Raw genomic sequence first — 23,623 nt, forward strand, 5'->3', positions numbered from 1 at the left:
AGACCTGTGAGGTCTATAAATTGTAATCTTACAATGACTCTAAAAAAAATCCTTATTCTTATGACTCTGGTAGCGGTAGTAAGCGATTATTTGCTACACCCCTTTTATCCACAGTTTTTTGAAGCTCGCTTTGGGGTTACAGATCCCAAATATGTAGGGTACTATTTTGCTGCCATTTGTTTTATGGTGATGATTGCGTTTCCGTTTTGGGCATATATATCAAAAAAAGTAGCTGAGTTAAATATTTTGGTGTATACGCAATGTATAGCAGGAATATTAGCATTATACTGTTATTGGACCACCTCTTATATTAATTTCTGGATCATATCCTTGATTATGGTATTATTTAAAGGAAGTTATCTTTTGGTATACCCATATATCTTAAAAATTATTACCAAAAAAGAACATACAAGCACGATAGGAGTGCTCTCTGTTGTTGTACATCTAGGAGGAATTTTAGGAGCAGTGATTGGTGGATTGACGGTAGATCTTGTTGATGCCAGTTATATTTTTCTGGCGATGGCCGCTGGAGATTTTATACAAATGGGAATAAGCATGTATGTAATGCGTAGCAAAAAATATGATACAAATAAAATTATTGAAACTCAATCGACTCTTGATGCTAAGGATAAAATTATTCCCCAAGGTTTTATCCTTAAGATTGGGTTAGTAACCATGATCTTATATTTTAGTGATTTTCTAATCCGCCCTTTTTTCTCGTTATACTGGGAAAGCCTTTCTGATTATGACGGTAAATTAATTTCTGGAAGCATATATGCGATACCTGGTTTTGTAGCATTAATTGCGCTGTGGATCAATACAAAGTATAGTCCAAAAAATAAAAATAAGAGTATCATATCAGCATTATTTCTAGGAATGATTGGGCTCATACTTCAAGGGCTTCCTGTTGAGGCCATTGTGATTGTAGGAAGAATCATTTATGGTTGGGCGATTTTTCAGGGAGTAGTACGTTTTGATGTATTACTGTTCGAGTTTAGTTCACCAAATTCTTATGCTATCGATTACAGTAAGGTCCATTTTTTTCAAAACCTGGGAGTATTACTAGCTTCTTTTTCGGTAGGGATTGTGGTAGATCAACACGGGTTACAAATTCCATTTACAGTAGCATTAGCAGGTTTTTTCATTGCACTAGCAATGTACTATTTCATGTTTATCAGAACAACAATTAGAGCAAGAGCAAAGAATCTAGCAAAAACATAAAGATTTTATATGTCAGTACAAGAACATACAGGTTTAGTAACATCTGCAAAAGAAGGATATGAGTTTTCATCATCATATAAGAACTTTGGTGATATTCATATACGACATTTTGATGTTGAAACAGACAGTATTGTATTACACGATTGGGTAAATCGGGATTATGCTTTATTCTGGGGTATGCAACAAAGTTCGGTTGAAAAGGTAAAAGCCGAATATGCCAGGTTAATACGACCAGATCATTATGATATTTTTGTTGGTGTATATAGAGAACAACCTGTTTTTGTTTTAGAACGTTATCATCCACAACAAGATCTTATCGGAAAATATTATTCGGCCCAGAGCAATGACTGCGGGATTCATATTATAGTAGCACCGCCATCCGAAGGTAAAATTGAAAACTTTACATGGTATATGTTTGATACGATTATGAATTTTGTTTTTCAGGATGAAAAAATACATCGAATTATCGTAGAGCCCGATATACGAAATAAAAAGATGTTTTCGATTTGCCAACGTGTAGGTTTTCAGCTTGATACTATTGTCGAACTTCCGCATAAAACCGCACAACTCGCTTTCTTAACCAGACAAAAACATAACCAACTTAAATTATTTCCACAAATCCATAAACGAAGTGCAATGAATACATTAGACAACGCCGTTTCACCCCAACAATCTGTATCCCATATACAACCAGAATTATGGGTTAAAGTAAATACTTTACTAATCAAAAAAGCAATATGCGAATTTAGCCATGAGTTACTTATACAACCCAGAATAGTAGAAAAATTGGGAGACGGTTGGAATAGGTATTCTTTGGAAGCCGATAACCCCGAGATTCGATATGAATTTAGAGGAAAACAGTTGGCATTACATCATTTATGGATTAGCGAAGTTTCTATTCAGAAATATGAATCCGAAAAATCGGTAAGGCTAGATGCTATTTTATTTATCAAAGAGTTTAGAGAAAAATTAGGGATTGATACTACTACAATGCCTGTATATCTCGAAGAAATTATTAGCACCTTGTACGGAAGTGCTTTTAAGCATGTAAAAGGAAATCCTTTGGCTATAGATTTGGTCTCTGCAGATTTTCAGACTATCGAGCAATCAATGATGGAAGGTCACCCTGGTTTTGTAGCTAATAATGGCCGAATAGGATTTGATAGTAGCGACTATAGATCATATGCTCCCGAAGCCGGAAATTCCTTTTACCTCATATGGTTAGCAGGCCATAAGAGTAGTGCCGTATATGCTGCTATCGAAGATTTACCGTATGAAACCTTAATTGAACAAGAATTAGGTGCAGATACTATTTTATCTTTTAATACTATAATAAAGAATAAAGGTTTTGATCCAGATGAGTATTACTTCATTCCTATGCACCCCTGGCAATGGTTTAATAAATTAGCTAATATATTCTCTCCAGAGGTTGCCAAAGGAAATCTGATTTGTTTGGGTTATGGTCCAGATCAATACCTGGCACAACAATCGATACGTACATTATTTAATATTTCGAACCCTCATAAACTGTATATCAAAACGGCCCTTTCTATCTTAAACATGGGATTTATGAGAGGATTGCCTTTATACTATTTGGGTACAGCTCCAAAAATGGCAGTTTGGTTAGAAGAATTATTATATAATGATTCTTATATTAAAGAAACAGGATTTAGGATGCTGGGAGAAATAGGTTCTGTTAGTTATGTAAATCCATATTTTGAGGAGTTTGGGCCACACAATGACTATAATAAAATGCTGGCCTCATTATGGAGAGAAAGCCCGATGGGTATGATCGATGACGGCCAAAAACCAATGACAATGGCTGCTTTTCTACATATTGATCAAACCGGCGAAGCATTATTACCCAAAATTATTGCCGCCTCGGGGTTATCTATCTCAGAATGGTTACACAATTATTTTAAAGCATATCTAAGTCCGCTAATACACTGTTTTTATCATTTTGATTTGGTGTTTATGCCTCACGGCGAAAATATCATCATGGTATTAGAAAATAATATACCGGTGAAAATATTAATGAAAGATATTACCGAGGAAGCCTGCATTCTAAGTTCAGAGGTTAAATTACCCGAGCACTTGAAACGTATGTATGCTCCTGTTCCCGAAGATGTGAAATTGTTATCTATTTTTACAGATATTTTTGATGGATTTTTTAGATTCATGTCCCATATCCTGGTTGAACATGCTGGATATTCTGAAGAGAATTTCTGGGAGTTAGTAGCAGAAAATATACATCAATATCAGCAACGTTATCCAGAAAAAGCAGCCAAATTTAAACAATACGATCTTTTTGCGCCAGAATTTCATCTATCGTGTCTTAACAGGCTACAATTAAACAACAATAAACAGATGATTGACCTAGATGACCCTGTTGCATTACTTCAGTTTGCAGGGCGATTACAAAACCCTATTGCTGCTTTTAGAAAAGAAAAACCCAGCCCTCTAGTATAAGATCCTTTTTTATGAATAACGCAGCAACCATACCATCCACAGTTTTTTCTAGAACTATTAAAGAGCTCGGAGATATACATTTACGTCTTTTGGATATAGAAAAAGATATAGAAACTATCCACGATTGGGTTACCAGGCCTTATGCTACTTACTGGGGTATGCAAGAGCATACTTTAGAAGAAGTAAGACTTGCGTATCAAGAAATAGTCGAATCAGATCATCATGATGCGTTCGTAGGTGTACTAAATAACCAACCTATTTTTTTAATGGAACGTTACCTCGCTATAAAAGATTCTATTTCAGAATATTATGAAGTACAGGAAGGAGACTGTGGAATGCATATTTTGGTTAGCCCCATCAAAAAAAAGATTCCAAATTTTACCTGGCATATATTTTCTACAATTCTCGAATATCTGTTTAGTGATCCACAAACCAATCGAATTGTTGTAGAGCCAGATGTGAGAAATGAAAAAATTCATGTACTCAATAAACGAGCAGGATTTCAATATCATAAAGAAATTGAATTACCTCATAAAACAGCAGCATTGGCTTTTTGTGATAAAAAAGATTACGAGAAAGCACTCATGCTAGAAGAAAATAAAAATATAGTACATAAAAATAAAATCAATGGCTAAGTTAGATATGGTAATCCAACCAGAAGTTAATCTTGATTATCTAAGACTTGATGTTTGGAAAAAAGTAAATCGAGCTCTTGTTAAGAAAGCAATTAGCGAATTTACACACGAATTACTTTTACAACCAAAACCACAGTATCAGGAAAAATATTGGGGGCATTTTGTTTTGGTCTCAGATTTACCAGGAATTACCTATGAGTTTAAAGCCAAAAAACGAAGTCTTGATCATTGGCATATCGATGAGAATAGCCTTGTAAAAAGACGAAATGGAAATCTGGTGACTGTAGATGCCATACATTTTATTTTAGAATTTAGAAATACTTTGGGAATTTCTGATGACATGTTGCCTACCTATCTCGAAGAGATTGCCAGTACTTTATCTGGAGCAGCATATAAATATCATAATAAAAAATGCTCTTCAAGAGAACTGGTCCAGTGTAGTTTTCAGGTAATCGAACATGCAATGACCGAAGGGCATCCCTGTTTTGTAGCTAATAATGGGCGTATAGGTTTTGACGCTAAAGATTACATTAAATATGCTCCCGAAACCGACAATTCGTTTCAAATTATATGGCTGGCAGGCCATCGCGATAAAGCGACATTTACAGCAGTAAAAGGGTTTGAATATAAATTACTAATGAGGCGAGAACTAGGAGTTTCTACAATCGCCAAATTTAATGATGTATTAGAGAATTTAGGATTGGATATGGAGTCTTATGTTTTTATACCCGTTCACCCCTGGCAATGGCATAATAAGATCATTCATATTTTTGCTGCAGATATAGCAAACATGGATCTTGTGTTTCTGGGAAAAGGAGAAGATCAGTATTCTGCGCAACAATCGATAAGAACATTATACAATAAAACGGCTCCTGATAAATTATACACCAAAACGGCACTATCTATTTTAAATATGGGATTTATGCGAGGCCTTTCTCCATATTATATGCAAAGCACACCCCATATCACTACTTGGATAACAGAATTGCTTAAAGATGATAAATACCTTAAAAAAACAGGGTTTACCATGCTGGGTGAAGTTGCTACTGTTGGATATAAAAACTTTAATTACGAAGTTTTAGGCAAGACAAATGCTCATAATAAGATGCTTTCTGCTTTATGGAGGGAAGCCCCCGGGGCTAAGATTAAAGAAGGTCAGCAGGTAATGACCATGGCAGCCTTTTTACATGTAGATAATGATAATACTTCATTGTTAGCAGAATTGATACAAGCTTCTTCATTTGATACCGAAACCTGGTTGAAAAAATATCTACAGTGTTATCTAAGTCCTTTATTGCATTGTTTCTATGCTTATGAGTTGGTTTTTATGCCACATGGCGAAAATCTGATTATGGTCATGGAAAATCATACTCCTGTAAAGGCGCTAATGAAAGATATTACCGAAGAAGTAATCGTTTTTAATTCTGAATTAAACTTACCCGAAGAAGTAAAACGCCTGTATACCGAAACTTCTGATAAAATGAAAATACTTTCAATTTTTACAGATGTGTTTGATTGCTTTTTTAGGTTTATGGGAGATATACTTGAAGAATATTGTGAGTATCCCGAAGGACTATTCTGGGAGTTGGTTGCCGATTGCATTAACACATATCAACAAAAACACCCCGAATTAGAAAGGCAATTCAAGAAATATGACCTTTTTGTGCCAGAATTTGATAGATGTTGCCTCAATAGATTACAATTGAAAAACACAAAACAAATGCTGAATCTGGCAGACCCTATAGAGAGTTTACAATTAGTAGGAACCCTTAAAAACCCTATTGCAGAGTATCGTAATAATAAAGTAAGGATTCCGGCTATGAGTAACTCATAAAAGAAAATCAGGTTAACCTATTTATTCTAACAAAGCATGAACGAAACAATTCAAATATGGTTAGATAAGTTTCAGAGTATTTCTGGAATTGTTATTATAACTCTTGTCGTTATAGAATGGGTTATTCTGTTTATAACCAGAAAAATAGAAAGCCATAAAGAAGGTGTAGTAAATATAGTATCCTATATATTAGAATCGATTCCATACATTTTTTTGGGTAAGATTGTGATTTTGGGGATAATGATGTGGGGATATGAATATCGCTTATTCACCTTAGGATATGAATGGTATATATGGGTGCTGGCCTATTTTTTATATGATTTTATGTTTTATGTGTTGCATTTTATAGGGCATAAAATTAGATTCTTTTGGTGTATCCATGGGGTGCATCATACCGCAGAAGAAATGAAGCTAACGGTAGCGGTACGAGGATCATTTCTTATTTTTTTGCACATGCCGCATACCATATTATGGCTTCCTCTATTAGGATTTGACCCCTTTATGATTTTTATTATCGAGTTAATAGCAAATTTGTATGGACTTTATGAACATGTGAGCGAAAAACTAATCGGTAGACAGCCATGGTTAGAGTGGATTCTTATAACCCCTTCTTTGCATAGAGTACATCATGCCAAAAATCATAAATACTTAGATACAAATTACGGAGAGACTTTTTCTATTTGGGATAAAATTTTTGGAACCCTACAAGTAGAACTAGATGATGAAAAACCCGTGTATGGATTAATGGGTGATAGTATAAATAGTGAGAGTTTATGGCAAATTCAATTACTATTATGGAAAGAACTTTGGGCCGATATGAAGACAGCAAAAAAAGTATCAGACAAATTAAAATACTTGATTATGTATCCCGGTTGGAACCATATTGATGGAGGTAAAAAGGCAAGTGATTATAGATCTGAAGCATGGATACGAGACGAACTAATAAAACGAACACAAAAAGAAGTACAAACGTAAATACAGATGAGAAATAATAATAGAATTTTAGCAATAGATTTAGCGAGAGGGGTAAGTGTATTGATGGTAATCATAGTACATACCTTATGGATATATGGCGATATACCTACTCAATCAAATACCTGGCTAGGAGGAGTAGTTCATTTTATAGGAAAAGGAACTCCGATGTTTTTAATTGCAATGGGAGTTTCATTTACCTTATCCAGAAATCAAAGCATAGTACTGTCTATAAAACGGGCATTATATATTCTCGCTGCGGGGTATATTATGAATTTTCTAAAATTTGTTTTGCCAGTTCTAATTGGGACAATACCACATGCTTTTATAGAAGCCTATGGCTGGACAGCTCCAGCTACTATAGATAACATGATCTATATGTTGCTTACTGGAGATATATTACAACTTGCAGGAGTTTCTCTATTATTTATGGGAATTATAAACAAATTTTCAAAAAACAAATATGTACCATTAATTATTGCATTTATAATAGCTGTAGTAACCAAGGAGGTACACGGTTTCCAATTAGGAATAGGAAGTGTGGATTATATCCTGGACCTAATGTGGGGAGCAAAGTGGAATGTATATTTTGCTGTATTTCCTTGGTTTTCTTTTATACTTATTGGGATGTTTTTTGGAATGTGGTATAAAGAGAATAATAAAAGTAATGCCCATATATTTAAAAGAATGTTTATAGCAGGTGTTCTTTTGATGTTGATCGGGGGTGGATTGTGTTTTTATAATTTTGAGTATCACTTCGGAGATTATTTTCATTTAGGGCCAGGAGGAACTATTTATCTGGCAGGATTCAATTTAGTTCTAATGTGGTTAGCGCATATTTTAGTTACCTATATAAAGACAAACAGAGTTTTTGAGTTTCTATATTACTGTAGTAAACGAGTAACTACAATATACATCATTCAATGGGTAATTATCTGTTGGGGAATGGGAGCTTTAGGATACCAGCAATTTGGGATTACAGCAGTTCTGATTTTGATCCCTTTATATATAATGCTAACACTCGGAATACAAAAATTACTGTTTGATAAACCATTTTGGTCGAAGAAAACAAGAAAACAAAATAATATCACAAAAAATTCAATATCTCTACAAAAACCTTAATATCATGCGACAATTTAATTGTGTTACTATAGAATATTTCAAAGAGCAAGAACTTTTATTTTGGAAAATCAAAGATACAGGAATGCCAAATTTTTGTCTGGATGGTCTTTGGGAATTTCAGGAGTTCGCAATTTGGGTAAAAGAATACTTTTCACACCCGGATCGTCCTCTTAAATTTATTGTTTCGGCTTCAGAACATGACGGAATCTATAATATGGGTGGAGATCTTCCTTTTTTCTTAGAAAATATTAAAACAAAAAATGTAGAGAACCTAACGACTTATGCGCATTTATGTATAGATGCGATTTATAATATTTACACTTCTTTTGGTCTGCCTGTAATAAGTGTAGCTCTGGTAGAAGGAAATGCGTATGGAGGCGGGTTTGAATGTGCATTGGCACATGATTTTATAATTACAGAAGAAAAAATACAGTTTTGTTTACCCGAAAATAAATTTAATTTATTTCCAGGAATGGGGGCCTATAGTTTACTGTATAGAAAATTAAACACAATAGATGTCGATGCAATAATAAAAAGCGGAAGAATCTATAAAGCAAGATATTTACAGTCATTAGGATTAATTGAAGAATTGGCTGAAAAAGGAACTGCTCTAGTATCTTTACATCTCTTTATTAAAAGAATAACTGAGAACTTCAATTTTGAATACCATCACATACAATGTAAGAAAAGTGTTTTTCCACTAGAAAAAGAAGAACTTTTGAAGGTTACAGATTTATGGGTAGAGGCATGTATGAAAATCAATACATTTGACCTTCGTAAAATGGAAATTCTCATAAATGCACAATCTAGAAAAGCTAAAGTAGAAATCTAAAATAGATCAACTTAAAACAGCTTCTTCTAGTACCAGATAAGGCTTTAATTCTAATTTTAACTGATGAATCCATTTTTCTAAGCGTTCATCGCTTAATTGAGATTCGTTATCATGATCCAATGCGAGACCATAAAAATAATCTTCTTTTCCTTCTATGACAGCTACAGAATCTGTAAATCGATATCCTTCGATGGGCCAATGCCCAATGATTTCTCCTCCATTTTCTAATACGACTTTGGCAAGTATTCCAATACCATCTACAAAGTATTCTCCATATCCTATTTGATCTCCCAAACCATAAATAGCCACTACTTTGTCGGTAAAATCAATTTCTTTAAATTCATCAAAGAAAGTCTCCCAGTCACTTTGCAGATCACCATCATACCATGTTGATAATCCTAAAATTAGGATTTTAAATTGATCAAAATCTTCTTTAGATACATCATCAATTTCTCTTACATCTAACTCTTCACTATCCCAAAGAGAAACAAAATCTTTGGTAATATCATCAGTACATCCGGTATCTGATCCATAGAACAAGCCTATTTTCTTCATAATGGTTATCATTAAATATTTCTACAAAAATATATTATTTTTAATTATTCTAAATAAAAATAATGCAATAAATTTGAATATCGAAATTTAATAGATATGTATATTTTAGATCCATTATATTGTAATAGTACTGGTGCCGCTTATACGGTAAAAAAAAATGATGAAGACGATGAAGCGCAACAAAAAATACAATTGCAAATAGGTGATATTGCTGTTTTGATGAATAATAAAGAAATAAAAACTTTTCTTACCGTTATTCGTTCTGCCCGAAAAGGGTGTCAATGCAAGAATTGTGATAATCAAAACTTTTATAAAACCATAAAATGTAATACTCCTCAAGTAGAAATTAATTTTAAGTTAACTCCAGAAATTTTGGATGGATTAGAAGAATTAGTCTTAGGGGTTTTATTTCATAAAGAGTATAAAGATATCTTAGAAAATAATAAGATAAGTTAGTAGATCAATTTGTTAGGAAGCATCAATATAAATAATTAAGTGGTTTTACCGTATGGTCTCTAATCCTCTTTGCCTGTATTTTTTAGGAGTAATACCCTCGAGTTTTTTAAAAGCTGCAGTAAAATGAGTAGAATTTTTATACCCTACTAATTCTGAAATCTCATATATTGGTTTTTTACCGTGTTGTAATAGTTTTTTTGCTTTACTCATTCTCAAATTCAAAGCATATTCAAAGATTGTTGTACCAAAAACACGTTTAAATTCTTTTTTAAGTATAAAGTCATTGAGTCCGACTATACGGGTTAATTCATGAACAGAGTATTGATTGGTTAGATCAGAGCTTATAATAAACTGAACTTCATATAGCTTTTTAATTAGGTTATCAGTATTTGAGATTTCGGTTTTAGAATTCTTTTGTATGTCTAATTGTAGAGATAGTAACTCTAGTACTTTTGATTCTAGAAATAAACGTTTTAATAGCCCTTGTCGAGTATCGGTTAATAGTTCTGCAAGTATTTCCTGAGTTTTGATACATAGAGGTTTTGTAAACTCTTTATCTTGTTTTTCTAATTCATATTTTTCACGGATTCCATATTCTGAGTCGAGTTTATGTTTTTTGATAAAATCCAGACTCATCCTGATCTTAATCTCTTTAAAATATTTGTTTTTATGATATTTAATAGATCCAGAAGTTTGGGATATATACAGAAGGTAACTTTCCTGACTTTCATAAATCAGATCGTAATTTTTTCCATTAATTTTAATGATTTGTTCACCATCAATTAGGTAAGAAAGCTCTAGTGCATTTATCGCATATGTACCATGAATATCGAAATCCTTGTTTAAGGATACATCAAAAATTGCTATATGTAATCCATCAAAATGGACATACTCTAAATAACCATCTCCATATTCAGGTAGGAATTGAAATTTTTTTGTAAGTATACCACAGTGTTCCTGGGTATTAATTAGTTCTGTAACAGTATGTAATGTGCATTTATTTTGATTGTTTGAGTTTGTTGTTTTTGACGACTCTGTATTGCGTCTTTTTTTATCCATAATGCGTCATTTTTCTCTTTCCCTAGATACTAATTTTGCAATTAAATTTATTTAGACCAAATATAAATAATAATATAAAGTCTAAACTAAATTGTTTAAAAAAAATTGTAATGTCAGTGATTATTTTAAGAAAAAACAGTGCTCTTTTTTTTCTGTTTTTATACGCAATGGTCTGTAACGCTCAGAGTAAGGTAACAGGCGTGGTTTTGGATCAGAATTCTAATCCGATTCCCGAAGCATCTATACAGGTTTTAGGACGTCAAGATAGAGGGACTGTAAGTGATTTTGATGGTAACTTTAGTTTAGAAATACCTCCGGGGTCCTATACTCTAAAAGCTAGCTTTGTAGGTTTTAAGAACTACATCAAGAAGATAGTAGTAGATAATTCAACAACTACATCCTTAACAATTGTTCTACAAGAAGATATTAAGGAATTAAGTGATGTGATTGTAAAAGCAAAATCTAACGCTCGAAATACAAGAGAAAAGGCATTTGAAGTTGAAGTTGTACAGACCAAAGGGCTTAAAAATGTAAGTGTAGATGTCAACTCGATTTTAATGACTATTCCTGGTGTAAATGTAAGGCAAAGAGGTGGTTTAGGCTCTGGTTTTGACTTTTCATTAAACGGTTTATCTGGTAAGCAGGTTAAATTTTTTATCGATGGTATTCCTTTAGAAAATTTTGGGAGCTCATTATCGCTAAATAATTTCCCGGCAACTTTGGTAGAGAGAGCTGAGGTCTATAAAGGTGTTGTTCCTATATATTTAGGAGCAGATGCCTTGGGAGGAGCGGTAAATATTATTACAAACCAACGCAAAAATAATTTCCTGGATGTATCTTATGATACGGGGTCTTTTAATACGCATCGTGCTACAATAAATGGACAATATTATAGCAAAAAAGGCTTTGCTGTAAAAGTTTCTTCGTTTTATAATTATTCTGATAATGATTATAAGATAGATGGTATTGAAATAAGAGATGAACTGGGTAATGATACAGGAATCAGACGTGATAATGTAAGACGATTTCATGATGCATATAATTCTCAAATGATCAGTGTTGAAACTGGTTTTGTAGATAAAAAATTTGCAGATAAATTACTGGTTGGGATTACTGCATCGGCTAATAAAAATGAGATTCAGCATCCTATTGATCCTCAGAACCCTTTTGGTGAAGTTTTTACAGAGAATGATGTAATTAAAGCTTCTGTTACTTTTGAAAAAGCAAATCTACTCAAGGAAAAGTTAAAAGTAAAGTTATATGCTTCTATTGGTCAAAATAATGATAAGGTAGTAGATACTTCTGCACGAAAATATGATTGGTTTGGTAATTTTATAGAAAGGGGAGACCAAAACTTAGGAGAACTTGAATTTAGTAAAACTTTATTTGAATTTAAGGATAATACACATTTGATTAATGCTTTTGGAAGGTATAAGATCAATGACTGGAGCAAGTTCAATATTAATTTTACCAAGAATTATATCAAAAGAAGAGGTGAAGATCCTGCCAGAGTGGGAAGAATACCTTTTAATGACCCCCATATTATAAACAAAAATATATTTGGTGTATCCTATGATTTAGGCTTGTTTGATGCTACCTGGAATACCACACTATTCGCTAAAGGATATTTATTAAACTCAGAAGGTATTATTGAAGATTCATTTACTACTGTAGAAGCAGATCGTTTTACAAAGATTGAGAATACATTCGAAGAACTGGGATACGGATTTGCATCGACCTATAAATTTTCTGATCACGTTCAGGTAAAAGGCTCGTTTGAGAAAACATTTAGAATTCCTGATGGCTATGAGGTATTTGGAGATGGGTTTCTATTGAAATCAAACCCCGAATTGTTACCAGAAGAAAGCTATAATGCAAATCTTGGAGTTCTTTTAAATACAGATATTAATAAGTTCAAATTGCGTTTTGATACTAACGTTTTCCTTAGAGAATCAGAGAATTTTGTTGCAATTCGATCCGAAGGGATTTTTTCAAGATTTTATAATACCGCAGCAGCAAGAAGTACAGGAATAGAAGGCGAAATTAGAACATTATATAATGATATTCTATTTCTGGATCTTAATGCAACCTATCAAAATATTATAGATCGTAATATAGGAGGGAATTCTGGTGTTGATTTTCTAAAAAATCAACGAATTGCTAATATCCCATATCTATTTGGTAATGCCAGAATAGGATGTAATTTAAAAGATATTTTTTCTACAAACGATCAAGTAACATTCTCCTGGGGTTCTTACTACGTACACGATTATCCACTTACCTCTTTTGTAGAAGGAGATCCAAATGAGAGAGATATTATACCAGAACAACTGTCACATAATGTACAGCTAGGATACTCTTTTAAAAAGGGAACCTATAATATATCTGTACAGGCACGAAATATAACAGACGAGAAAGTGTATGACAATTTTGAAATACAACAGCCAGGAAGAGCTTTCTATGTAAAATTAAGATACTATTTAACAAACAAAAACTAGTAATAACTATAAAATCATATCATAATGAAAATAATAAATTGTATTAAATATTTGATGTTGCTAGCAGCAATATCAATACTAGCTACTTCTTGTAGTAGTGACGACGACGGAGGGCCTGTTATAGATCCAACCCCAACTTCTACTTCAAAATATGTAGTTGGTTTTCAGGCACTTCCTGTAGGGGACGCATCTCCGGTAGACTATATCTTAGAATTGCCATCATTGGCATCACTTACAACTGGTGAAATCTCTGTAGAAGGACAAGGAACACCACTAAAAGGTTGGAGGTTTTTTCATAACGTAAAAAATACAGTTTTTACTGCAGGATATTCTGATGATGACAAATGTATTGCCTATGGATTAGACAAAGACGGTAAATTGATAGAAAAAGGAAATTTCGCATTTCAATCAACTTTAGATAACTATTCAGCGATAGATGATAAAACACTATTAGCTGTTGAGCTTACTTATAGTGGATTATCAGATAAGAGATTTCATATTATAAATGCAGAAACAGGTAAACTAGAAAAAATTGTTGAGCATCCTATTGATATTGATAAAGGAGATGGTACTGCAAAAAATCCAGGAACGATTCCTTGGGTAACAGGTATGGTTTTAAGAGACGGAAAACTGTTTGTTTCTTATCATAAATGGATGGCCGATGGTTCTTATGTGACACCAGATGTGAATAGGGCTTATGTTGCAGTTTTTAAATATCCCGAATTCGAATTAGAAAAAATAATTTATGATGATAGAACCAGTCCGATAGGAGTTAATGGGCATAGCACAGGGATCGAAAAAACAGAAAATGGAGATATTTATTCGTTTTCTACTTCAGCATTAAGTGCTGGTTTTACTTCTGCTACAAAACCTTCAGGTATTTTAAGAATAAAAAACGGAGCTACAGAATTTGATAAAAGTTATTTCTTTGATGTAGAATCTGCGCCTAATGGAGGAAAATTATTCTGGATGGATTATGTGGGAGATGGTAAAGCAATCGCTAGAATAATTATAGACGATACTGTTGGGCCTTGGGGCGTATTTAAAGAAACAGGAGATTTTTTCAAGCTGGTTATTATTGATTTAGAAAATAAAACCGTTACCGATGTACAAGGGATGCCAACCCATGCCAACCGATATACATCACCGATGTATGTAGAAGATGGTAAAGCATACCTTAGTAGTTATGCAGGGACAGAAACACATGTGTATATTGTAGATCCTAAAACCGCTACAGCCACCAAAGGTGCTAAAGTACAAGGATTAGCACTTAAAGGAATTTTTAAAGTAACTAACTAATCTAATCTTTGTGAGAAGAAACACTCCTGAACAATTTGGTTTAGGAGTGTTTTACATTTTTAATCAAAGTATAAAGCAATAAGAAATGAGAAAAATAACAGGATTAGTAATTCTATTATTACTATGTACTACAAAAACTTTTGCACACTTCTTTTGGATAGAAACCAATCCTAATGGAATGATAAACCAAGAGCACGAAATACGTGTGTATTTTGGAGAATTTGCTAGTGGAGTAGCAGAAAAAACAGACGGTGAAGTATTTCAAAATGCACAACATTTTACACTTTGGGTTGTGGATCAACAAGGGAATAAGATAAAACTAGAGACCAAAGCAAAATCAGCTTATCATGTAGCTAATTTTACTCCAAAATCCGAAGGTACATATTCTATCGTTTTAGATAATAAGAAATATAAGGTTTTAGATTATACTCAATATGATTATGGTATTTTTAGACCACAATACCATTCGGTTGCTAAGGTAGAAGTAGGAAAAAATACGACACATAAAACGGTTGCCATAAATCCCGAAAGTATAGCGATAGTTGATCTTTCTACAACATCTAAACAGGCTAAACTTCAAATACTTTTTAAAGATAAACCTCTGGCAGAAGCAGAAGTTACAGTATTCATAAAAGAGGATTGGTCAAAAAAAGTAAAAACCGATAAGAACGGAATGATAACATTTGGTTTGCCTTTTGAAACCCGATATGTGATTGAAGCAACACACGAAGATAAACAACCAGGAACATATGATAGCGTAGCATATCAATTTACCTGGCATTGTGCAGTATATACTATCAATTAATTTATATTAGAAAAAGCTATGACCGAAAAAGAGTTGAAAGCAATAGCATCCCAATTAAGTTGCCCTAGTGGAGATTCTGGTCTGGAAATAGCAAAAAAAATGAATCAGTCTAATTTAGGGATGATCCTTAATACGATTAAGAGTTTAAAGCTCGAAAAAGAGAATCATGTTTTAGAATTAGGACATGGTAATGCTATTCATCTTACTGAAATTCTAAAGCAAGCAAACGACATATCATATGTTGGTTTAGAAATATCAGAATCAATGAAATCTGAATCTGAGAAGCTCAACAAAAAGTTTGTGAAAAATAACCAATCTATATTTTCACTTTACGATGGTAATACGATTCCTTTTTTAGATCATTATTTTGATAAAATACTGTCGGTAAACACAATTTACTTTTGGGAAAAACCACTCTTTTTATTAGCAGAAATTTATAGAGTTTTAAAAAAAGATGGGGTGTGCTCTATAGCATTTGCTGGCATGGATTTTATGAAAACTCTACCTTTTGTAGATTCAAGGTTTGAATTGTATGATGCTAATAAAGTCAAAACTTTGGCAAATAAAATACCATTCAGATCAATCGAAATTATTGATAAAATAGAAACTGTCGAAAGTAAATCGGGAGATATGGTGAATAGAGAATATACAATCGTAAAATTTACTAAGTAACCCTATTAGTCGATGCAAAAAAAGAGAGAACATACTTGTATAAAGTATGTTCTCTTTATTGATAGATATATTTAGGGGCAATTTCGAGTCAAATTTTGTAAGGTAATCTTATACCTTAGGCAGCTAAAGCCGGAGTAGCCATTCCGTATACTTCTATTGTAGGTTCGGTAATTTCTTTAGAAAATGAAACCTGTAAAGATTGAAGTATATTATAGTTAAACCATATCGATAATAATCTGTAAGGAATTTCTAATGAATCTTTTAATCCTAATTTAGAATCTTCCATATGAACCCATCTTTTAAGAGGTTGTTCATAAATCTTATTCATAATTTCGGTTTTACCGAAGTGCTTTTTCATTTTTATAAACATTTCTACATCAAATAACCATCTGCTAAAGAAACTTTTGTTAAAAATCACAGGAACCAGGTCTGCTTTGAACACTTTGGCTCCACATTGTGTATCTTGAATAGATAATCCCAAAATGAATACAATAAGAATATTGATAAGTTTTGAAATCATTGCTCTAATACCATCTTTTTTGATATCATCTGAAGCGTTTTTAGCTCTCGATCCAAAAACAAAACTTAATCTTTTATTTGTTTTTAATGTTTTTAAAAGTCCGTCAAAATCTTCAAAATCTGTAGATAAATCAGCATCAATAAAACCAATAAATTCTATATCACCTCTACTGTGTAAGTATCTGGCACCTGCTCTTACTGCTGCAGCCTTTCCAGAATTTTTTTTGATATCAATAACACTTACTTTAAGAGGGTTGTGAGATTGAATCTTCTTTAATACTTCTACAGTGTTATCCTTACTTCCATCATTTACAAAACATAAGTGGAAATCGTTTTCCTTTTGTATAAAGTTTAAAAAAGCAGTTACATTTAATCTGTTTTCTTCGTTATAGCATGGTATGATAATTCCTGTTTTCATAATGGTAGTATTTTGAGGTTTATACTCCAAAAGTAGCCACGATTTGTGCTGTACGAGAAGGTATTTCGATGAGTAGAATATTGCTGTCGGTGAATGGTTTTTATCGAAAGACATACCATTCGTCTATAGCTGTATTAGAATGCTGGGATTCTTGAAAACCAATGTTTTGAGGATTGTGAGATTACTCTGAAAAGGTTGTAGATTTCAATAGAAGTCTGATTTGTAGTCAATCAGAACCGTAAACTGCTAATTTTTAATTTGCATTCTTTTCAGACTTGTTCTAAACCGAAACCTTTATCGTATATTTAAATCGAAAACTATGGCGAGTCTTTATGGATAAAACCACAAATAAGTATTTGATAAGTGCATTACTCATCGGAGTGGTTTTTCATGGTACCACCATTTTTTTTACGCTAGAGTCTACATATGATGCATTAATTCATCTATTTTTTGGAAATCATTATGCCAATAATTGGTTCGAACCCTGGAACTATAGTTGGTACACAGGGTTTACAGTAATGGGATATCCACCATTAGTGCATCAAAGTATTGGATTGTTCTCTTATATTGGTGGGCTTAAATTTGGTTTGTTTACTGTAGCTATTATAGCTATCATTCTTTTTATTACAGGAATATATCGTTTTGCCTTAGTACTTACCTCTAATAGAAAAGTTGCTGGATACACAGCTATACTTGCAGTGTTCTCTTCTGCTTTTATAGAAACACTACATATTTTTGGACAATTACCCAGCATTATAGGATTGTCTATCCTGTTGCATGCGTTACCCGAAATTTATCTATGGCTTAAAATCGGAAAATATAAATATTTATTAAACGCTTTGAGCCTTTTAGCGGTTACAGTGACTTCTCATCATGTAACCCCGATTTTTGGGATGGTATTCTTCATTTTTCCGTTAATAGGTATGGTAATCATGGATGTTTCCAGAGAAAAAGTAGGTTCATATAAAGAAATTAGGTTTTTACTGTTTTTACAAAGCTTTCTTTCACTTTTTAAAAGAATTGTAGGTTTTGGTTTTGGATCGCTACTACTTATCATTGTTTGTATTCTTCCGTATTGGATTAATACTAAAAACAACCCAATTACTCAAGTCCCCATACCACATGGATCTAGAGATAATTTTCTCGAAGTCACTTCATCGGGATTAGTGTTTTTTTTGATACCGTGGGGCGTTTTGCTATTCTTATTACCCTATATATGGTATCGATTTTACAGTAAACGATATTTATTTTTTGGATTATCGATAACGCTTTTAACGATATTAGGAACAGGGGGGACAACGCCAATCCCCAGAATGATGTTGGGAGACAATGCGTTTAATATTCTTACATTAGACAGGTTTACCCTATGGGCTTCTATTATGGCATTACCCATGTTTGGCGAATTTAGCTACCGATTTATAGAAGGAGATTTAAAAGAAAAAATTCAAAAAAGATATGGAGGAGTATATCATAGGATTTTAGGAGGATTGTTTACAGGAGTTCTTGTGTTTATGACACTTTTTACCATGAGTCTTGGGTATTTTAGACCTTCGCAGCCACAAAAAATTAAAATGCTGCCCATCTTAAATTTTTTAAGCCAGGATCAGCACGATCACTGGAGATACCTTCCTTTGGGGTTTGGAGATCAGATGGCGTGGCTTTCTGCTCAAACTAATGCAATGACGGTTGATGGCAATTATCACTCTGCAAGGAGATTACCCGAGCTAACGACCAGAGCGGTAGAACGACTAGAAAATTCAAAATTTAGAGGTGTAGAAGGCATTGGTTCTCTGCAACAATTTCTTACGGTTCCCGAGAAATATAATTTAAAATATGTGTTTTCTAACGATAAGTTTTATGACCCTATTTTGTATTTCTGTGGTTGGCAGAGGTTGCGGCAATTAGAAAATGGGATTATGGTTTGGGAAAAATTAAATGTTCCTCCGCTATCCAGTATTTTACCCAAAGAGGATGTTCCTATGTTTCAAAAATTAATGTGGGGTTTGATTCCGATATGCACTGTATTACTAGCATTTATTATTAATGTACAGTTGATATGGATACACGCTTTAAAAGCTAAGCATAAGAGTTTTCCTGTATATTTTAAGTTTGGAGTACACTATAAGGAATTTCAAAAATCAGTTTTTAAAGCGTCTTATCTATGGGGATTCCTAATGTTAATTATTATAGGATGTGGTTTTTATTTGATATATATAAAAAATGTAAAACAAATAAGCCCAGTTAATGTAACAGAAGCATATTATGATGCATTAGATTTTAAAGAATTTAAAAGAGCATATTCTTATCTGGATCCAAGAAGTGATAAGACGGTCGATCAATATATGTTAGAGGTTGCCGTAACAGATGGTTTATTGAGTTCGTATGCCAAAATGGATGCAATTAATGTGAGTATTACTACTCAAACAGATAGTACTGCCAGAGTTAAAGCCATTACACATTGGATCACTCCATTAGAAATAATAGATAAAACGTTCTATCATGAGTTGGTGAAATATCATAATAAGTGGTATGTAAAACCATTGCCATATGATTTAGATATTCCTCCTGATCAGTTATTTGCAGAAAACATCACTGCTTTTTATAATCATGGAAGACGTAGAATTAGTTCAGAACAGACGTATCATGAAGATGTTCTTAAACAGCCTGTATTAGAGGTGCTATCAGCAAAAATTATTGAATGTAGTGATCAATATAGTCTTATAGGCGAAATACAAAATGTTGATAATATACCAGCCGATGTTGTAATCACTGGGACATTGTATAATGGTAGAGATGAAAAGTTAGCTAGATATAATGCCAAACACCAAATGAAACATAAATTGATGCCTAAGGAAATTACTAGTTTCCGTATTAATTTTGAAGGAATTGCCTGGATAAATAAAGAGGATCATAAACCAAAAACGTTTGATCCCGATCAGTTCACAGCAATGAAATTTGATGAAAAGCCTGCTAAATTTAATTTGCAATGTGCAGGAAATGTAACCACAGTAGATTTATATAAAGGCGTTGCAATTAATGAGCTTTCTATAAAAAATGATCATGTAGAAGGAGTCTTGTTTAACTCCGGACTAGAAGAGGTTACCGTTCCTTTATTATTAGTTTCTTATTACAGTAAAGATCATGAGCTAGTGTGGGTCGATCATCAATATTTACCAGAAGGTATTCGCCCACAACGCAAACAATATTTTGATTATCAGTTATTGGATTTATCAGGCGTACAAACTATTAGTAAAGATTTGAAGAACGTTTTTGTAAATGGGTTATTAAATACTTTAATTAGTAATAAAGTAGTTCCTAGCAGAAAAGTCGAACACCAATCGGTACAATTTATACCAATAGAAGGAAAAGGATTTAGTTATATTAAGTTTGAAATTAATACCTATATCGGAGCACCAAACTAATGAAGCTAAAAAAGAAACATATCATTCTATTGTTTTTGGGAGCATTAATTTGTGCTATAAGTATTGCTTTTACGACTGTTCTAAAAAAACAAGATGAAATTTCTGCAGTGTTAGTAACCAAAGAAAGAGTATTTGAAGCAGGAAATCCTATTGTGCTAGATTTTAAGCTTAATACACCTGTTCGAACTCAACTTTTTATACATTCCTCTTTCGGAAGTAATGTGATCGATCCCGATACACATGATACAATTCGTTTTACCGTTCCAGAGTTTATGGCTAAGAAAAAAGGGTTAGTATCGTATACCTTACTTGGTGAGTCAGGGAGTTTATATGAAGGCGAAATACATATTATATCTAATACCAAAACTAAAGTACATTTAGAATCCTATATAGGGCCTCCTAGTATCATAGCAGGGGGAGAAGATTATACCATGCAAATTATCGTTCCTACAGATTCTTTTGATAATCCTTTGCCAGATAGTACTGCAGTATTGATTAGGCATCAATTTTTAGATATAGAAAAAGAAAGGATATTACAGAGCAAAGATATGATCGGTTGGGAAAACATATTTTCTTATGATCAATCAGGGCGAATATTGTTGTTTTCGAAGGTTGGAGAAACAGTTTCTAAAGAGTTTTCTATTGAGGTATATCCTTCACTACCAGAAAATTTTGAGATTAGAAGTAATCGAAAACATGCATATGCAGACGGTAATCAAATTACCGAGCTTACTACATCTATTATAAAGGATGAATATGGTAATATAGTAAGTGATGGTTCTCTTGTAAAATTTGTAATTAAAGATGAAAAAGGGTTGCTATTACATACACAAGGAAGTACAGTTAATGGCCAGGCAGTAGGTAAAATTTTGCATCCCGATCATAAAGATACGTGGCAGATTAAAGCCTATGTGCCGGGCATGGCAGAGAGCAATATACTAACTATAGCGTATACTCAGGTTTTGGATGATTTTGAAGTAAAATTTGACAATGATAATAGAGAGATTACTATTGGACCCCTGATAAGTTTTATGGAACAATTAATCCCCGACGGTACCATAGTAAAGATGGATATTTTTAAGGATAATCAAAAAATAGATACCAAAGTTAAAACTTCTTCACATGGGTTGGTTAGATTTCTGTTACAAGATGGGTTTTATGCTTCAGGAAATTACGATATGCAGATCAAAGCTTTAGGAATACAAAAAGAATTTAAGAATATAACACTAAAATGATGGGTTGGAATAGAAATATATATAGGTCATTCATCATTATTTCTTTTGTTGGAGTTATTATACTAATGCTTTTTGGTATCAGTCAGACATTATCCTATCTTACTACGGGAGCAGATCGAAGTTCGATGCTACATCTGGCTTTGCATAAAGAACAAGTATATTTACCTAAATTAAAATGGAAAGATACTATCAATCCCGGGCGACCTATAGAAAAACAAACGCTACAAGACATAGAACAAGATTACCTTAATGCATGGTATATACGTAATACAGCATATCAAACTAATACCCCAAAAGGAATAGACGATTATTATACCAAAAGTGCACGAAAACACATTTTTGCATCACTAATATCAAACAAAGAAAAAAATATTGCTATACATAGCACAACAACTACTCATAATGTAGCACTAGATTTTTATAGTGCAGATGGCCAATTAGCAGTTATAACAGATACTGGTGTAAAAGAATATCAAAGGGTTTATCGTGATCATGAACTGTTATTAGAAACAAAATTACAATCAGACTATCAAGTATTGTTAATGCTAGAAGATGGTTTTTGGCGAATACGCCATATGGTAAAAGAAAAAAATCATTCACCAGACCCAGTAACACAAACCAGTAGGTCGGTTAAAGTTATGGGAGACAAAATATTTGTTGAAGATGAAGAATACCAGATCAAAGGGATTAATTATTACCCACAGAAAACACCATGGGATATGTTTGGTGATGATTATGATATTAATGTGATTGCTACAGATTTTGATATTATTAAGAACGCAGGCTTAAATACGATACGAATTTTTATACCCTATGAAGTTTTTGGCAAAGCTAAAGTAGAAGCTGAAAAATTAGAAAAACTTAAACAAGTATTAGATAAGGCAGAAGCCAAAAACCTTAAAGTTATTGTTACACTATTTGACTTTTATGGAGATTACTCGGTATTGGATTGGACATTAACTCATCGCCATGCAGAACAAATTGTAAGTGTTTTTACAAATCATAATGCTATCCTTGCCTGGGATATAAAGAACGAACCTAATCTGGATTTTGATACCAGAGGAAAAGAAAATGTATTAGCCTGGCTAAAAGAAATGATCTACCAGATCAAACAATTTGACCCTAATCATTTGGTAACAATCGGGTGGTCTGATACAGCGTCTGCTGACTTACTACAAAATGAAGTAGATATTATTTCTTTTCATTATTATCTGGATATCGATACCTTTTCTGAAGCGTATACTGCAATGAGAGCAAAAATTGAGAAACCTATGGTTTTACAAGAATTTGGATTATCCTCTAATAGAGGATTTTGGAGCCCTTTCGGTCCCTCAGAAAAAGGGCAAGCTGATTATTATAAACAATTTCAAGAGATTATTAAGCAAGATAATATCCATTATCTCTCCTGGACCTTATATGATTTTGATGAGGTGCCTAGTACTGTGGTAGGCAAGCAGCCCTGGCGAAAACATAAGCAAAAACACTTTGGGTTTATAGATCGTGATGGTAACAAGAAACCTGCTTTTGAGTACATAAATAAATAAAAAACACTTGTATCTCGTACAAGTGTTTTACAGTTATGACAAATCATTAAGTTTGG

The 23,623-nt window shown here is 33.1% G+C and carries 18 protein-coding genes; 15 read left to right on the forward strand and 3 right to left on the reverse strand.

The window, feature by feature from the left end; translation table 11 throughout:
* The first annotated feature begins 33 nt into the window (after positions 1-33).
* Genes DK441_RS08395 through DK441_RS08420 form a run of 7 tightly spaced genes read left to right on the forward strand, consistent with a single transcriptional unit; the run spans position 34 to position 9,085 of the window.
* A complete protein-coding gene (locus DK441_RS08395; protein WP_235015733.1) occupies positions 34-1,221 on the forward strand; it encodes an MFS transporter in 1,188 nt (395 codons plus the stop codon).
* 9 nt (positions 1,222-1,230) lie between these two features.
* Positions 1,231-3,690: a GNAT family N-acetyltransferase gene (locus DK441_RS08400; protein WP_109098314.1), complete on the forward strand. Its 2,460-nt coding sequence runs from the start codon at positions 1,231-1,233 to the stop codon at positions 3,688-3,690.
* Positions 3,691-3,701: 11 nt separating this feature from the next.
* Entirely contained in the window at positions 3,702-4,325 is a 624-nt protein-coding gene (locus DK441_RS27020) for a GNAT family N-acetyltransferase (RefSeq protein WP_235015734.1), read from the forward strand.
* Positions 4,318-6,159, forward strand: a complete 1,842-nt coding sequence (locus DK441_RS08405) for an IucA/IucC family siderophore biosynthesis protein (RefSeq protein WP_235015735.1) — start codon at positions 4,318-4,320, stop codon at positions 6,157-6,159. The genes DK441_RS27020 and DK441_RS08405 overlap by 8 nt, the downstream gene beginning before the upstream one ends.
* Before the next feature lie 36 nt (positions 6,160-6,195).
* The gene (locus tag DK441_RS08410; protein WP_109098315.1) at positions 6,196-7,134 is read left to right on the forward strand and encodes a sterol desaturase family protein; all 939 of its coding nucleotides are present in this window, start codon (positions 6,196-6,198) and stop codon (positions 7,132-7,134) included.
* 6 nt (positions 7,135-7,140) lie between these two features.
* The gene (locus DK441_RS08415; RefSeq protein WP_109098316.1) at positions 7,141-8,253 is read left to right on the forward strand and encodes a heparan-alpha-glucosaminide N-acetyltransferase domain-containing protein; all 1,113 of its coding nucleotides are present in this window, start codon (positions 7,141-7,143) and stop codon (positions 8,251-8,253) included.
* A 4-nt stretch (positions 8,254-8,257) separates the two neighbouring features.
* Positions 8,258-9,085: a crotonase/enoyl-CoA hydratase family protein gene (locus DK441_RS08420; protein WP_109098317.1), complete on the forward strand. Its 828-nt coding sequence runs from the start codon at positions 8,258-8,260 to the stop codon at positions 9,083-9,085.
* Between the two features lie 6 nt (positions 9,086-9,091).
* Here DK441_RS08420 and DK441_RS08425 read toward each other — a convergent pair whose 3' ends face one another.
* On the reverse strand, positions 9,092-9,640 hold the full coding sequence (locus tag DK441_RS08425) for a flavodoxin (RefSeq protein ID WP_109098318.1): 549 nt from the start codon (positions 9,638-9,640) through the stop codon (positions 9,092-9,094).
* Positions 9,641-9,736: 96 nt separating this feature from the next.
* Here DK441_RS08425 and DK441_RS08430 point away from each other — a divergent pair, with 96 nt between their 5' ends.
* Positions 9,737-10,096, forward strand: coding sequence for a hypothetical protein (locus tag DK441_RS08430; protein WP_109098319.1), 360 nt, complete (start codon positions 9,737-9,739; stop codon positions 10,094-10,096).
* Positions 10,097-10,141: 45 nt separating this feature from the next.
* Here DK441_RS08430 and DK441_RS08435 read toward each other — a convergent pair whose 3' ends face one another.
* On the reverse strand, positions 10,142-11,155 hold the full coding sequence (locus tag DK441_RS08435) for a helix-turn-helix transcriptional regulator (protein ID WP_109098320.1): 1,014 nt from the start codon (positions 11,153-11,155) through the stop codon (positions 10,142-10,144).
* A gap of 110 nt (positions 11,156-11,265) precedes the next feature.
* Between DK441_RS08435 and DK441_RS08440 the strand changes: the two genes are divergently transcribed.
* The 4 genes from DK441_RS08440 to DK441_RS08455 all read left to right on the forward strand — a co-directional run bounded on the left by DK441_RS08440 (position 11,266) and on the right by DK441_RS08455 (position 16,429).
* A complete protein-coding gene (locus DK441_RS08440; RefSeq protein ID WP_109098321.1) occupies positions 11,266-13,653 on the forward strand; it encodes a carboxypeptidase-like regulatory domain-containing protein in 2,388 nt (795 codons plus the stop codon).
* Between the two features lie 24 nt (positions 13,654-13,677).
* Positions 13,678-14,952, forward strand: a complete 1,275-nt coding sequence (locus DK441_RS08445; RefSeq protein ID WP_035094505.1) for a DUF4374 domain-containing protein — start codon at positions 13,678-13,680, stop codon at positions 14,950-14,952.
* 85 nt (positions 14,953-15,037) lie between these two features.
* Complete coding sequence (locus tag DK441_RS08450; RefSeq protein WP_025662989.1) at positions 15,038-15,757, forward strand: DUF4198 domain-containing protein; 720 nt, start codon at positions 15,038-15,040, stop codon at positions 15,755-15,757.
* An 18-nt stretch (positions 15,758-15,775) separates the two neighbouring features.
* On the forward strand, positions 15,776-16,429 hold the full coding sequence (locus DK441_RS08455) for a class I SAM-dependent methyltransferase (RefSeq protein WP_109098322.1): 654 nt from the start codon (positions 15,776-15,778) through the stop codon (positions 16,427-16,429).
* A 115-nt stretch (positions 16,430-16,544) separates the two neighbouring features.
* Here the strand turns inward: DK441_RS08455 and DK441_RS08460 are convergent, their stop codons facing one another.
* Positions 16,545-17,366, reverse strand: coding sequence for a dolichyl-phosphate beta-glucosyltransferase (locus DK441_RS08460; RefSeq protein WP_025662987.1), 822 nt, complete (start codon positions 17,364-17,366; stop codon positions 16,545-16,547).
* Positions 17,367-17,698: 332 nt separating this feature from the next.
* Between DK441_RS08460 and DK441_RS08465 the strand changes: the two genes are divergently transcribed.
* Genes DK441_RS08465 through DK441_RS08475 form a run of 3 tightly spaced genes read left to right on the forward strand, consistent with a single transcriptional unit; the run spans position 17,699 to position 23,567 of the window.
* Positions 17,699-20,788, forward strand: a complete 3,090-nt coding sequence (locus tag DK441_RS08465; protein WP_109098323.1) for a hypothetical protein — start codon at positions 17,699-17,701, stop codon at positions 20,786-20,788.
* Positions 20,788-22,023 (forward strand): hypothetical protein, encoded by a 1,236-nt coding sequence (locus tag DK441_RS08470; RefSeq protein WP_235015736.1) that lies wholly within the window; start codon positions 20,788-20,790, stop codon positions 22,021-22,023. Before DK441_RS08465 ends, DK441_RS08470 begins: the two co-directional genes overlap by 1 nt.
* Entirely contained in the window at positions 22,020-23,567 is a 1,548-nt protein-coding gene (locus DK441_RS08475) for a cellulase family glycosylhydrolase (protein WP_109098324.1), read from the forward strand. The genes DK441_RS08470 and DK441_RS08475 overlap by 4 nt, the downstream gene beginning before the upstream one ends.
* Positions 23,568-23,623 lie beyond the last annotated feature (56 nt).

Source organism: Aquimarina sp. AU58, from assembly GCF_900312745.1.
GTDB classification, from domain to species: Bacteria; Bacteroidota; Bacteroidia; order Flavobacteriales; family Flavobacteriaceae; genus Aquimarina; species Aquimarina spinulae.